9 protein-coding genes are annotated in these 13,189 nt (G+C 47.6%); 2 read left to right on the top strand and 7 right to left on the bottom strand.

What is annotated here, in order from left to right; genetic code table 11:
* Nucleotides 1–254: 254 nt before the first annotated feature.
* Together AC1XTG_RS03935 and AC1XTG_RS03930 are read right to left on the bottom strand one after the other, a co-directional pair.
* The gene (locus AC1XTG_RS03935; protein ID WP_484841094.1) at nucleotides 255–569 is read right to left on the bottom strand and encodes a hypothetical protein; all 315 of its coding nucleotides are present in this window, start codon (nucleotides 567–569) and stop codon (nucleotides 255–257) included.
* A 93-nt stretch (nucleotides 570–662) separates the two neighbouring features.
* On the bottom strand, nucleotides 663–1,862 hold the full coding sequence (locus AC1XTG_RS03930) for an ice-binding family protein (protein ID WP_484841093.1): 1,200 nt from the start codon (nucleotides 1,860–1,862) through the stop codon (nucleotides 663–665).
* A gap of 305 nt (nucleotides 1,863–2,167) precedes the next feature.
* Between AC1XTG_RS03930 and AC1XTG_RS03925 the strand changes: the two genes are divergently transcribed.
* Entirely contained in the window at nucleotides 2,168–2,728 is a 561-nt protein-coding gene (locus AC1XTG_RS03925; RefSeq protein WP_056286631.1) for a helix-turn-helix domain-containing protein, read from the top strand.
* Here AC1XTG_RS03925 and AC1XTG_RS03920 read toward each other — a convergent pair whose 3' ends face one another.
* Complete coding sequence (locus tag AC1XTG_RS03920) at nucleotides 2,729–2,908, bottom strand: hypothetical protein (protein ID WP_056286635.1); 180 nt, start codon at nucleotides 2,906–2,908, stop codon at nucleotides 2,729–2,731.
* Complete coding sequence (locus tag AC1XTG_RS03915; RefSeq protein WP_056286638.1) at nucleotides 2,905–3,126, bottom strand: hypothetical protein; 222 nt, start codon at nucleotides 3,124–3,126, stop codon at nucleotides 2,905–2,907. The genes AC1XTG_RS03920 and AC1XTG_RS03915 overlap by 4 nt, the downstream gene beginning before the upstream one ends.
* Nucleotides 3,127–3,374: 248 nt before the next feature.
* On the opposite strand from AC1XTG_RS03915, the gene AC1XTG_RS03910 reads away from it, so the two are divergent.
* Nucleotides 3,375–5,216, top strand: coding sequence for a mechanosensitive ion channel family protein (locus tag AC1XTG_RS03910; protein ID WP_484841092.1), 1,842 nt, complete (start codon nucleotides 3,375–3,377; stop codon nucleotides 5,214–5,216).
* 83 nt (nucleotides 5,217–5,299) lie between these two features.
* On the opposite strand, the gene AC1XTG_RS03905 is transcribed toward AC1XTG_RS03910, so the two are convergent.
* The 3 genes from AC1XTG_RS03905 to AC1XTG_RS03895 are packed head-to-tail and all read right to left on the bottom strand — an operon-like array spanning nucleotide 5,300 to nucleotide 13,070.
* Nucleotides 5,300–8,302, bottom strand: a complete 3,003-nt coding sequence (locus tag AC1XTG_RS03905) for a PA14 domain-containing protein (RefSeq protein ID WP_484841091.1) — start codon at nucleotides 8,300–8,302, stop codon at nucleotides 5,300–5,302.
* Nucleotides 8,303–8,312: 10 nt separating this feature from the next.
* Nucleotides 8,313–10,040 (bottom strand): RagB/SusD family nutrient uptake outer membrane protein, encoded by a 1,728-nt coding sequence (locus tag AC1XTG_RS03900; RefSeq protein ID WP_484841090.1) that lies wholly within the window; start codon nucleotides 10,038–10,040, stop codon nucleotides 8,313–8,315.
* Nucleotides 10,041–10,058: 18 nt separating this feature from the next.
* Entirely contained in the window at nucleotides 10,059–13,070 is a 3,012-nt protein-coding gene (locus AC1XTG_RS03895) for a SusC/RagA family TonB-linked outer membrane protein (RefSeq protein ID WP_484841089.1), read from the bottom strand.
* Nucleotides 13,071–13,189 lie beyond the last annotated feature (119 nt).

Genomic DNA, 13,189 nt, shown 5'->3' with positions numbered 1-13,189 from the left:
TGAGGGATATTCCGTTCTTCCTATTCAGGATCACGAAACTTTATGCTTAATCTCACCCCAAGAATTCTGCTTGATCCCAACTTAAAAGGTGCTGCGTCCGCTTCTAAGCAGCAGGTCATTTCGGGTCGCCGGTGCGATTCGAATCATTACGTAACATCAAAAAGGCACCTTGCGAGAGCGAGGTGCCTTTTTGATGTTCAGACAAATTACTACGAACCAGCTATGGCAGTGTTGTGGTTAGCGTGATGATCCAGCTAAGCCGCACTAATGCGTTCGTATATACTTTTTAGCTCCAATTTGTACTTGGAGGCAGCATTCAGGTTTACTTCGCGGATCGCGTCGTAGTCTTCAACTTTTAAGTTAATTCCATTGGTTATAGCCTCGTGAAATACATCGGCGCCGCTCTGGGTTAGCTCTGCAATAACATCTTGTGCATTTTCTATAATGAAAGAAACCCACACATCCATAGTGACAGGCTCACCGGAATTCTTGTATTTTTCAACATACTTATTAATAATTGCGTCGGTCCTGTCGCGGTGGCTGAAAAGTAAGACGTGAAAAGTTTCCATTTAGATAGGGTTTATTCGGGATAGTAGCTTAGTGGCTGATATTAAGAAGAATAATGTGCATATAGTTGTCTCTTTCAACTGAATGGCGAGGCATTATCTCTTTATAATCCGGGCATTCTCAGTCTTTCCATTTTCAAAACTCACTTTAACAATGTATAGCCCGTTTGGTAAATGGTTGATGTTAAATTCCGACGTCGTATCTGCCACTTCTGAATGTGTCCGGTCCAGCACCAGTTTGCCGGCGGTATTGAAAAATTGGACACCTTGAATATGACCGATATCTGCTGTTAACAAGGTCAGGCTGCTAATCGCGGGATTAGGATAGAGTACAATCTTGCTGCCACTCTCTACATTCAGGCTCCTGATACTGCTGTATGCAAAAGTCCCGTCTTTATCCACCATTTTCAGACGGTACAAATTATCTCCTGAACGAACAGATAAATCAGAGAAGGAATAAGACATGAATGCAGTGCTCTCACCATGTGATTTGACGATAGCGAGCTTTGTCCACGCTTTTCCAAGCAGACTATGCTGAACTTCAAAGTAATCACTATTTACCTCAGAAGTGGTTGACCATTGCAGTTCTGCATTTGCATTTTCCCCTTTTCTGACGGTAAAGCTCACCAGCGTGACCGGTAGGGAAACATCCGCATTAGAGATGGTGTTACTGTTCAAAGTAATCTGACCTGCTGTCGAAAGTGCCCTTCCAGAGAGCGATGCGCCTGATTCAAATGAAATAGCACCAGCATTGATGACTGTTCCAAGAAACGCGACATCAGCCGCCACATTGAATGCGCCATTTACCTGCCAGTATACATTCTTGATCTGGGCGCCGTTAGCCAGCACAATGTCAGCAGTCGCATCTGCGGATAGCGCGCCGTTAATTTTGATAATGAAAATTGCATTGGGGTCATTTTCTGCATCCAGCGTCAAAGTGCCTGTTAGTGCAGTAGCTGTTGTACTACAATGTACGCCTGCATTTAGCGTTGTTCCCTCCCCAAGTGGGGATATAATTGTGTTACCACACGGATTGTCAGTCTCACTGGCCAGAAAGGCATAAGCCGTCGCTACGCCGGTTGCAGCCAAAACTCCTGCACCATCACCAAAATGGGTTTGACCTGTCACAGTCACAGCGTTACCGGTAACGGTGCCAGCCCCATTGCCCACGTCGCCTATTATGGATGTTGTTCCTGTATTCCCGAAGCCGCCGACGGAGGTATAAAGTGCAAAACTGCTGGCTGTACTTAGGTTTGGAGCCGTTTGTGCGTAGATGATCTGAGAAGCAGTCACCATTAGTGCACTATTTATTAGAATGTTGAGGAATTTGTGTTTCATATACATGGAATAATGGCGAAAGGATTTTCACACTCAAAGGTGATTCCATTTTGTACATGTATTGTTGTGAAAGATGTAGTAATAGTTGTATTATTCACACCTTTTCCAATAAGAGAATCATATCAGCAATAGAAGTGTAGACAGGCATTGATAAAGATAATTACTCTTCAAATGCCTGATTCGTGTGAAATGGGCGATTCCAGGTGCTATATTGCTGATAAGGGAAAAATTTGTACTCCGTTAAGTTTTAGAGACAGTATTTCATGACGATATATATCAAATACATGGTTAGCCTACGCTGCAAAATGATGGTGCAGGAGGAGCTCGAAAAGCTGGGCGTGAGCTACAAGGTTGTGGAGCTCGGGTCGGTACAGGTCAATGATGACCTATCGAAAGACCAATTTGAAATGTTGCGGAAAAACCTGTTGAAGTCAGGACTTGAATTGCTGGATGATAAGAAGAGTATCCTGATCGAAAAGATCAAGAATGTGATTGTGAATATGGTACATCACGAGGACGCGCTTCCCAAGACCAATTACTCGGATTATATCGCAGAGAAGTTAGGATATGATTACACCTATTTATCTAATATCTTCTCGGAAGTAAAAGGGATCAATATCCAGCAATTCATCATCAACCACAAAATTGAACGTGTGAAAGAGCTGCTGCTTTACGATGAGCTAAATCTCACAGAAATAGCCTATAATCTGCATTACAGCAGCGTTTCACATTTGTCCAATCAATTCAAAAAGATTACAGGATTGTCGCCTTCTTTCTATAAAAAGCTCAGGCAGAAAAGAGACAACAATCTTGAAAATATATAATTAGCTGATCGCGTTGATCTCGCTTTCGAAGTAGGCATATTCCCCGTCTTCGCCACTCACCGCATTGCAGTAGTAAATTCTTCCATAGTACCGGCGGATAACCAGCATTTGCTCCGGTTTTTTCAGAGCAAACACCTTCTGTCCACTAGCGTACTTTCCATTCAAATCGATCGCTTTCATTTGAATGTCGGTCCGTTTACCCTTTGAACGACAACTTGCATGCCCATTAATCCTTTTTCGATGTCCACTGCGTTGCAGCTCTCGCGGTAATTGGTGACATTGCCAAGACCAGCAATGATATCATTCATGATGGCTGTTACCATTTGTACCGTGCGCGAAAAAATGCCGCGTTTTCCTACTTCTCTGCTGTTTATCCCGAGTATGCGGCTGATTGTCATAATTGAAAATATTAATGATAATAACTGTAAAGTTCATCAGTCAGCCGCCGGGAATGTTACATCTAAATGGCAATAGTTACATAAGTCACACATTTTCGCTGCCGCTCTTTTTACTTTTGCCGAGGCACTGAATTTGTACGGGAAACTCAGAAGCTTTTCAAAACAGAGGTTCTGCCGAACTTCAAACTTGACTGGCATGGAGTATAGCGATAGAAAACAGCTGCTCATCCACCTGATTAAAAAATGCAATGTCGATAACAATTCACTCCGATTTTCTTCCGATTACATTTTCCAATGAAGCCCGCCGGCTCTTCAAAAAAGGCAGCGTGCTCCGAATATTTATTCTCTCTATATTCCTGGGCCTCACGGGCTCCAACCTGCATGCACAACTCCCTGCTACTACCCAGGATACCACCAAAGCAGGCAAATCAGAAGTCACTTACCCACCCGATTCACTAGGCAGACGGACTCCCCGGGGAGCAGTTGATGGTTTTTTGCGTGCCGCTTCTCAAAACAACTTCAAGAAAGCCGCATTGTACCTGAGGAGGGATCCCGCGTTGAAGAAAAAACAGGACCGCACGCGGCAGGCGAAGGCATTGAACGCGCTTGTGGAAGCGAAAGGGAGCATTTACCCATACTCGTGGATCAGCAACGATTATGAAGGCAAAACGGATGATGAACTTGGCCCCAATCTGGATCGGATCGGGGCAGTGGAGGTTAATAACGAGTCGGTGGAGCTGATCCTTGAAAGCACCAAAGATGCATCGGGAGGGCCAATATGGCTTTTCTCTACGCAGACCATTGAACGTATTCCACTTGATTCAGCCCAGATCGCGTCAAGCTCGCTGCTGAGCAAGCTTTCTCCCAAAATCCTGATAGAAAATGACTGGGGCGGCGTACCGATTGCGCATTGGGTCGCCATGCTATTGCTGATCATACTTTCCTTCGTCGCGGCAAGTCTGCTCGCAAGACTGTTCCTGCGCACAATTCCGTTAGTATACCGTAAAGCTGGGGAGGAGCCTATATCAGGTGTCTTAAAGGCTTTTTCACTGCCGGCTCGCTTGTATCTGGCTGTTCTGCTGTTTGTTTCCCTCAGCCGGGAAGCGGGAATTTCAATCGTAGTGCGGCAATGGTTCAGTAACCTGACACTGATCGTCGGCCTGGCAGCTGCGCTTCTTCTGATCTGGGAGCTGGTGGATGTTGCCACGCGGATCACGGAACGCAGAATGGCGAGGCGCAGGAACCAGGCTGCTGTTTCTGCCATACTTTTCTCCCGGCGTGCATTGAAGATCGCTATCGTCGTAGGAGGGATCCTTTTGGTACTGGATACGTTTGGCTTCGATGTAAGCACCGGGCTGGCCGCATTGGGAATTGGCGGAATTGCGCTGGCGCTCGGTACCCAAAAGACGGTAGAGAACTTTATCGGCAGTGTGACCATTATCGCGGATCAGCCGATCAGGGTAGGGGATTTTTGTAAGATAGGCGACATAGCCGGTACCATCGAGCAGATCGGAATGCGTGCAACCCGTGTCAGGACAAATGATCGTACGGTGGTTAGTATCCCCAATGGAGATTTGTCCTCATTGAAAATAGAAAACCTGGCTTACCGGGAGAAATTCTGGTTTCACCCTGTGTTCAATCTGCGCATGGAGACTACGCCGGATCAGTTGCGCTACCTGCTCGTAGAACTCCGAGCGATCCTTTATGCACATCCGAAAGTGAATTCATCGCCTGCCCGCGTGCGGCTGATCGAAGTTGGCGCAACTTCTTTCAAAATCGAGGTATTTGCCTATATCAATACCATTGACAATGATGATTTTCTCGAAATTCAGGAGGATCTGCTGCTGCGGATGATGGAAGTGGTTACCAAAAGCGGAACCAGCTTTGCATTGCCTTCGCAGACCGTCTACCTTGCCCAGGATCAGGGTTACTCTCCCGAAGAAGCCGCGAAAGCCAGCGAGCAGGTAAAGCAATGGCAGGAATCCGGCGAACTTTCCATTCCCTCCTTTTCCAAGGAGAAGGTTTCAACCTTAAAGGACACGATCAGTTATCCGCCGGAAGGATCCAGCAAGAGAAAGGAAATGCTTTAATTCAGGGTACTGATCTATATTAAAAAAAACGGACTATCAACCAGCAGGTGGATAGTCCGTTTTTTTTATGTTAACCAGGGTGATTAAATACCCTGTGGAATCTCGTTCATGTTGTACCAGGCTTCGGTACTCCAAAGATTTTTGCTGCTTTGGCTCACGATTGTTTTCCGGTTTAAATGAATGTAAACAACGTGTTTGCTCTTCATTCCCGTCAGCTGCAAAGTTACTTTCCTGCGATCCGGCGATACTTTGACCGCTTTCACCGCCAGGTTCTCATTATCCATTTTAGGGCCGCCGTACTCAGCAGTCGGCTTAAACCACCATTGCTTGATCTCGTAGTCGGATGCACTTTCACCAACACCTTCTTTCAAAGGTTCAGTAAATTCGATTTCCACCCCATTTGATTTCGCACGTACTGCCAGCATTTCGAATGCAACCTTGTCGTTGAAGGTCAGCTTTTGAAGTCCATAGCCTAACTTGCCACTATGTCCCCAGTTTCCGGTCGAACCTACGCCGCCCACATACAGTGAACCGTCAGGTCCCCAGGCAAGCCGGTTGACACCTGCTTCCAGTCCTTGCGTGAAGCGAAAGACAGCTCCCTGGTACACGCCATTTACTTTTTCGGCAAATACCCGCTTGATACCGCCGTGCGTCACGTCGCCGTGGATCATCTGGTTTTGGTAAGGTCCCACATTCAGTCTTGCAGGCTGACTTGGTGAGTTACCGATTTCATCCTGCGTAAGCCAAACTACCGGTGGCGCTTCTTTCTTATTTGCGGTGCCTTCAAAATCGACCGAGCGTGAACCATACCACGCGCCTTCCTGCAAATGGATGATCTTGTTGGCAGGAAGCCAGTCACCCTGATTATCTGCGATAAATATCTCGTTGTCAACGCCCAGCCCAATTCCATTCGGCGTGCGCAATCCTGACGCAACGAATGTAAACGAACCGTCTTTCTTAGAGATTTTCACAGCCTTACCGCGGTCCGGGATCTGTGGCTTGGTACTGGCGCCGCCCGGGTTAATGGCAGTAGCGAGCGTTCCATAGAAATATCCGTCTTTGTAAACCAGCCCGAATGCAAATTCGTGGAAGTTGGCAGATACTTTCCAGCCGTTGCAGACAGTCTGGTATTCATCAATGATCTCGTCTTTGTTCAGGTCTACCAGCTTGGTCAGTTCCTGTTTTTGCATGATGTAAATTTCATCATCCACCACCTTCAAGCCCAGCGGCTCGGCCAGGCCATAAGCAATGCGTTTCACTTTGATATCATTGGGTGAAGCTGCTTTGCGGCCGTCGACAATGTAAACAGAGCCGAGCGAATCCCAGGTACTTACTACCATTCTTCCATCGGCCAGAAAGTCCATTCCGCCTACTCTTGGCTGGAAATTATCCGGTCGCGCCTGCGATAATGTAAAGCTCGGGTGCACGTCAACAAGCGGCGACTGATCACCTGGAACGTCCGTCTTCTTCACTTCAATAGCAGTCTGACCCGTTCTTTTTATATCCGCGCCTTTGTAAGTGAAAACCGAAGGAGGTACCACCGTAAATTCTTTGCTGCCGTAAGGTCTCCATTGCAGGGAAAGCCCCTTTCCAAATCCGCCCTGGTAATATTCTACCTTAAACGGGTGTTTGCCCGGCTTCAAAATAATCTCCGCGTCGGTGGATTGCAGCGGGTGGTTAACACCATTGTCGGCTACGAGTTTGTTATCGATATACAGCTTGCCGCCATCGTCACACACCAGACGAAATACGATATTAGTCGTTTTCTTGATATTGATATATCCGCTTGCGTAAATCGCGAAGTTGTCCTTCAAATCACCAAAATCCTGATCATCTAAATGCAGCGCGTTGATCGTACCAGACTTAACAGGCAACATTTCATCATTGATCTCCGGCACACTGCCGATTCCGCTGGCGAACTGGTAAATATTCACTGCGATGCCGGGCCTCGCTAGGCCTGGCTTCTCAGTTGCACCCGATACCTGTGCCGGATTTACGGTTTTGATGGAAATAGGGTAGGCGGGTTTGGGCATCAGTTTGCTGGCTGCCTGTGCTCTTTCTTTCTCTGCATCGAGTTCGAGGATATAGGATACCATTGTTTCCGCATCTTCTTTTTTCAGGTCCGGGTGCGGCGACATGGCAATTTGTCCCCAGTTGCCAGCGCCACCTTTGATCACCTTGGTAACCAATGCATTCTTGTTCTGATCGTTGTTTTCGTAACGTTCAGCAATGGCCTTGTAAGCCGGCCCTACCGTTTTCACTTCCTGGTTGTGGCAGGTATTACAATCGCTTTTGGCAAAGAGGCCGGCGATCATATCTGTCCTGTTTTCCTTCTGAGAAGCTTGCGGCTGTTCCGGTTTTTTGGTCAGGTTTACCGAGAAAGTAGTTTTTCCATTGTTTTTCAGTATCAATTTCCCATTCATCGCAATGAGGGATTGATTACCCGCCATTTCCTTGCTGATCACGCCCTGGTATTTTCCATCGGTCTTGTAATCAGTATCTGTTGCCATCGAATTCAGGTGCACATTCAGGGATAGTTCCACACCCGCAGGTACATTGGAAACCGTAAATACACGCTCAAAACCCGTTTTGCCACTTCCTGCATCGAAAAACTCCGGCTTTTCTTCAATAGAAATCTTCTTGCCCTGATATTCCAGGTCATATTTCAGGATAACCTGATTGTCCATGATCGTGTGGCCTTTGTAGCTGACCTCGGGAGTAATTTCCTTATTGTCTGCCATAATGCGCCACGGATTTTCATCCGGCTCTTCCATATAGGTTACCCCGGCAGAAACAGGCTGCGGGCCGTGAGAAGAGGTATAAACCGGGCCGCCAAAGTTGATCTTCCCGGTCCAAGCTTTGTACAATGCGGCTGTTTTGGTATTGTAAGCCAGCCAGAGACGATCATGCAGCGCAATGCTGAGGATACGCGGTCTTCCATCAAGTACCGAACGCAAAACCCAGGCTTCCCTGGGACGTTCAACTACGGCATGTTTTTGTGGCTTTGGGCCGGTGAATGCGGCAGAGCCAAGTACCGCGAACAATGTCGCGGCACTTAATCCCACCAGGAGTTTGTGAAATCTCATTTATCTAAAATTAATATCCAGGATTTTGCTTCAACTGAGGGGAAGCATTCAGTACATTCTGACCTATCGGGAAAATGTCGGTATGGTTGTCCGCGTCAGGTTTTTTATCCCACCACGTGCCGGTGCTGAATACGCCCCAGCGAACCAGGTCCGTTCTTCTTCTGCCTTCCGCCAAAAACTCCCGCATCCATTCGTCCAGCATTTCGCTGTCTGTCAGCTGGCTTCCGTCTGCTTTGTAAAGACTGGGTGAACCGGCCGGATAATTGCGTTTGCGCACTGCATTCAGCAATACTGCGGCTCCCGCCTTATCGCCTGCGCGGTATTTACATTCAGCAAGAGAATAATAGATCTCAGCAAAACGAACCTCCGCGTAAGCCGAAGAAATCTTGTTCGGATCACTGCTCGGGTAGTAAGGATATTTCACCGGGTACAGACCAGAGTTATTATCTCCGTTGTTCATGTTGGAAACCTTATCGGCAATTTTGGTACCTGGTTTTGCATCCAGAAACTTACCAACCTGGTCACGCAAAAACAGCGGGTAAGGACCTTTGAAGCCTCTCACGGTATCTGCTTTGCCCTGTGGGTTGGTATAAGGCAAATAACCATACAGGAACATTCCCTCGCGCTGGCTGTTACCCAGGTTTTTGTATTTTTTCAAACGTACATCATCCTTGTACTTCTGGAATTTAAGAAAAGGCTTTCCAAGCGTAAAGTTGTACTCAACACTATCCACGTCGCGGCCAGGTTGCATGGCATACTTCGGGTTGGCATTGCCAAAATCTGTGAATCCGAAGTAGTTTGTTGCCAGGTTAGGCAGCATCCAGAAGTACATTCCGCCGTCATACTGCCAGTGCGTCTGCGCAAAACTTCCGGGGAAGCCAAAAATAGTTTCTTTCGAAGTAGGATTGGTGTAATCAAATGGTGCGTCCCAGCGGCTTTCCAGTGCATAGTTGCCGTACTTTCCATCAATGATCTCCTGTGCCATTTTCGCACAATCAGCAAAACGGTCCGTACCAGTGTACACTTTTGAATTTAAATACAACCTAACCAGCAACGATGCTGCGCCACCCTGCGTCCAGCGTCCTACTACATTGTCGCCCAGCGTTGTATTGGTCGGTAGTTTCGGAAGCGCATCTTTCAATTCCTGCTCAATGAATGCAAATGCTTCCTGCGGAGCGACCTGCGGGCCGCCTGTTGTCTGGCCTTTTACTTTGGTTACAATCACAATGTTGCGATAAAAATCCAGCAAACGAATGTTCAGCCAAGCGCGGAGTACTTTCAGCTCGGCGATCATCCCGTCGAGTTCTGCACGCGTCATATCAAATTTGGTAGGATCCGTGATCCCTTCCAGATCTTCCAGCGAGTTGGTCGCCAGTGTCACACCGCCGTAAAGCGCGTTCCAGGGATCGCTGGTAAAGCCGTCCTGCGGCGTCCAGGTGTGGTAATGCACCCGCTGGAACTGTCCGCCGTCAAACCAGTCGCCCTGACGGTTAATGGTCATCATTTCGTCGGAACTGTTTTCCTGCAGCATAAACGTATTACCGCCCTGGATACTCCAGTAACTGTGCTCGAATGCTCTCAGAAAATCGCGGATCACGTCTTCACGCGTTTGCAGAAAGTTTTCTGACGTAATCCGGTCGTATAGTTCTTCGTCCAGGTTGGTACAGCCGGCCGTCACCGAAAGCAGTGCGCAGGCAGCAAACCGGAGTATATATTTTGAAATCGAATTTCTTTTCATTTGTTCTAAATCAGGATATTAGAATGTAAGTTGTAATCCCAGCAACAGCTGTGTTGTCGACGGATAGTAATTGAGTGTACCGTTGTTATCCGGATTGGTATTTACACCCGGGTATAACCCGTTGATCTGGATCAGGTCAGGATCTCCACCGGTGAACTTGGTAAAGGTTGCCAGGTTCCTGGTCGTCGCATAAATGCGCGCCGATTGCATGAATTTCGATTTTATCGGCTGCGTATAGCTCAACGTAATGTTGTCCACTTTCAAAAATCCACCCGGTTCCAGGAAGTAATCCGAAAGCGAAGAGTACGTAGAAGTACTGGTCAGCTTCGAATATTTACCTCCGTCAAATGCCGAGGTAAGCAGGTTGGCATTCTGCTGTGCAGCAGGTGTGCCGAGATAGAATGCATAGGTATTGAACAGCTTATAGCCGAATGCGCCGCGCAGGAACACGCTCAGGTCCCAGTTTTTGTAGGTAAAATTGTTGGTAATACCCATCGTGAACTTCGGAAGCCCATTCCCGATAAACTGCTTGTCGTCATTGTTTGCTTCATTGGCAGGTACTACTTCGCCTTCTTTGTTGTACACCAGCAATGCACCGGCATCATTTACTCCGGCAGATTTCAATGCGTAGAAGCTTCCGATCCGCTTGTCTTCCTGCAAACGCTGCAATGTTCCCGGACTTCCCGGCGCTGGCATTCCTACCACGTCAATGTATTTCTGACCAGTGAAGAGGTCGTTTGAAAACGAGACAAATTTGTTGTCGTTAAATGCGCCGGTAGCCGACAAGTTGTAGCTGAATGCACCTTTGTTGACAATCGCCGCGCTCAATTGCAATTCAACGCCCGTGTTGCGCATGGTACCCACGTTCGCGAAGGTTTGACCCTGGATGTTAGGCGGGTTGGATACGTTGTAATTACCTAAAAGGTCTTTATTGGTACGTACATAATAGTTCACGCTACCTGTAAGCTTGCTGCTGAGCAATTCAAAGTCAAGACCCACATTGAAGTTGGAAGCTTTTTCCCAGCGAAGATCATAGTTGGTGTTCTGGTTAGGTCCCCACACCTGGTATGAGCTTCCGTTATAAGGATAGTAGCCGTAGCCGCCGTAGGTATCCAGCGACATATAGCTGCCGAAATCCTGGTTACCTGTTTCACCATAATCCGCCCGCAGTTTCAGTTCATTCAGCCAGGGTATATCTTTCAAAAATCCTTCCTGTGTTGCCCGCCATGCGAAAGATGCAGCAGGGAAATAGCCCCATTTGTTGTCGTAACCGAATTTGGAAGAACCTTCCCGGCGAAGACTGGCAGAGAAATAGTATTTCTGGTCAAAATCGTAGTTTACCCGTCCGAAGAAGGCGATCAGTTTGGAGCTGTTTTTGTAAGAACCTACGTTTTTGATACCTTTTTCCAAATTCCAGAGTCCGGTTCCAAGTGCATTATAGGTAAGGATATTGGACGGGAATTTTTCGTTTCTGGCATTGAATCCCGAAGCTGTAAAATACTGGAAAGAGTAACCCGCGAGCAGCTTTACTGAATGTTTGCCGCGATCGAGGAAATAGTTTCCTAACCATTCAAGGCTTTTCTGGTCTTTGTCTTCCAGAGCCTGGTAACCCACATTGCGGCCATTTCCGTTGATGACCGGCGTAATGTTGGATGGTACAAAGTCCATGATCCGTCTCGACGAGCTTACCTCCCCGAAAGTCAGGGTTGTGTTCAGGTTTTCAAGGATGTTCAGTTTGACAGATCCATTCAGATCGAGTGATTTCTGCTCGCGGTCCTGCAAAACGTTGGTAGCGTATTCCACCGGGTTGTTCGCGAAGAATCCGGAGTTGATATAGCTGTATTTACCCGTTGAATCGCGCAATGGAGTTGTTGGGTTCAGCGTCAATGCGTAGTTGAATGCACTGTAATCAGCCTCGCTGATCTTGGCATAGCGCGGCGCTACACTGAATGTAAGTGCCAGCAGGTTATTGGCTGTGGTGTGGTTGATATTCACGCGGCCGCCATATTCTCTTTTGCCGGAACGCAGGTCAATACCATTTGCATCGCGGTAATCCACGGAAGTGAAATAGTTGGTCTGCCCGTTTCCGCCAGAGAATTGCAGCGTGTGCTTGTGCGAGAACGAAGGCTGGCGGCTTACTTCTTTGAGCCAGTTGGTATTTCCGCCAAAGTCAAAACCCCGCTTGTTAGCCAGGAATTCATCTTTCGAAAGCACTGAAAGCTCATTGGCCAGATAGTCAAAAGTAGTGTAGCCGTCGTAGAACAGACGCGGTTCGCCGGAGCCTTTTTTGGTCGTAATCACAATTACCCCGTTGCTTCCGCGCGTTCCGTAGATCGCCGATGCCGCGCCGCCTTTCAGCACGTCGATGGATTCAATCTCGTTCTGGTTGATGTTGTCGATGTTACCGCCAGGGATCCCATTCACGACAAACAATGGACCAAGTCCCGCACTGCGCGACGATGCACCCCGCAACTGGATATTAGGCGAAGAGTTCGGATCCGCAGTCGAAGTGTTGGTTACGGTAAGTCCCGCCACCTTGCCCTGGATCGCCATCATCGGGTTATTGCCGCCGACGCGGAGCAGGTCTTTGGACGAAAGGTGGGTAATGGCGCTGGATACTTCCTTTTTGTTCAGCGAACCGTACCCGATCACCACCACTTCATTAAGCGTTTTCTGATCTTCTTCCAGGGTGATAGTTACATTCGTTTTGTTGGCTACATCCACATCCTGAGCTACATAGCCAACACTGGAAAGCGTAATCGTTTTGGCTCCTGCTGAAAGCTGCAATGTGAATTTTCCTTCGGAGTCGGTCGTGGTACCGTTGGATGTGCCTTTCTCGACAACGGAAACACCCGGCAAAGCGCCTTGTTTATCGGAAACTTTACCAGAAATTGAGGAGCCGGTCTGAGCCTGGGCACCGGACAAGGCTACGAAGACGCCTAAAAGCATCGCGAGCATAGTCCGTGAAGACCATAGCAGGCGCCTTGGCTTTTGAGCAGCTTGTGCCGTTTTGTACAAATTATTTTTCATCAAAATTGTTGTTTAAGCTGGTTCTTTGCTTATGAACTTGTTACTATCTGATTAATTAATAGGACTTATTTAAACTTTTGCGAAGTTCCTGCTTTGTTGATTAACGGAATGATCTGTGA

The organism is Dyadobacter sp. HNCC25DJ183 (assembly GCF_056895175.1).
Note: the sequence above shows the minus strand (reverse complement) of the source record. Positions and strands in the feature narration are given on the sequence as shown.

What these genes read in the sequence shown, in the direction of transcription:
- AC1XTG_RS03935 (WP_484841094.1), bottom strand. Translation starts at nt 569, where the DNA reads ATGGAAACTTTTCACGTCTTACTTTTCAGCCACCGCGACAGGACCGAC.
- AC1XTG_RS03930 (WP_484841093.1), bottom strand. Translation starts at nt 1,862, where the DNA reads ATGGTGACTGCTTCTCAGATCATCTACGCACAAACGGCTCCAAACCTA.
- AC1XTG_RS03925 (WP_056286631.1), top strand. Translation starts at nt 2,168, where the DNA reads ATGACGATATATATCAAATACATGGTTAGCCTACGCTGCAAAATGATG.
- AC1XTG_RS03920 (WP_056286635.1), bottom strand. Translation starts at nt 2,908, where the DNA reads ATGAAAGCGATCGATTTGAATGGAAAGTACGCTAGTGGACAGAAGGTG.
- AC1XTG_RS03915 (WP_056286638.1), bottom strand. Translation starts at nt 3,126, where the DNA reads ATGACAATCAGCCGCATACTCGGGATAAACAGCAGAGAAGTAGGAAAA.
- AC1XTG_RS03910 (WP_484841092.1), top strand. Translation starts at nt 3,375, where the DNA reads ATGTCGATAACAATTCACTCCGATTTTCTTCCGATTACATTTTCCAAT.
- AC1XTG_RS03905 (WP_484841091.1), bottom strand. Translation starts at nt 8,302, where the DNA reads ATGAGATTTCACAAACTCCTGGTGGGATTAAGTGCCGCGACATTGTTC.
- AC1XTG_RS03900 (WP_484841090.1), bottom strand. Translation starts at nt 10,040, where the DNA reads ATGAAAAGAAATTCGATTTCAAAATATATACTCCGGTTTGCTGCCTGC.
- AC1XTG_RS03895 (WP_484841089.1), bottom strand. Translation starts at nt 13,070, where the DNA reads ATGAAAAATAATTTGTACAAAACGGCACAAGCTGCTCAAAAGCCAAGG.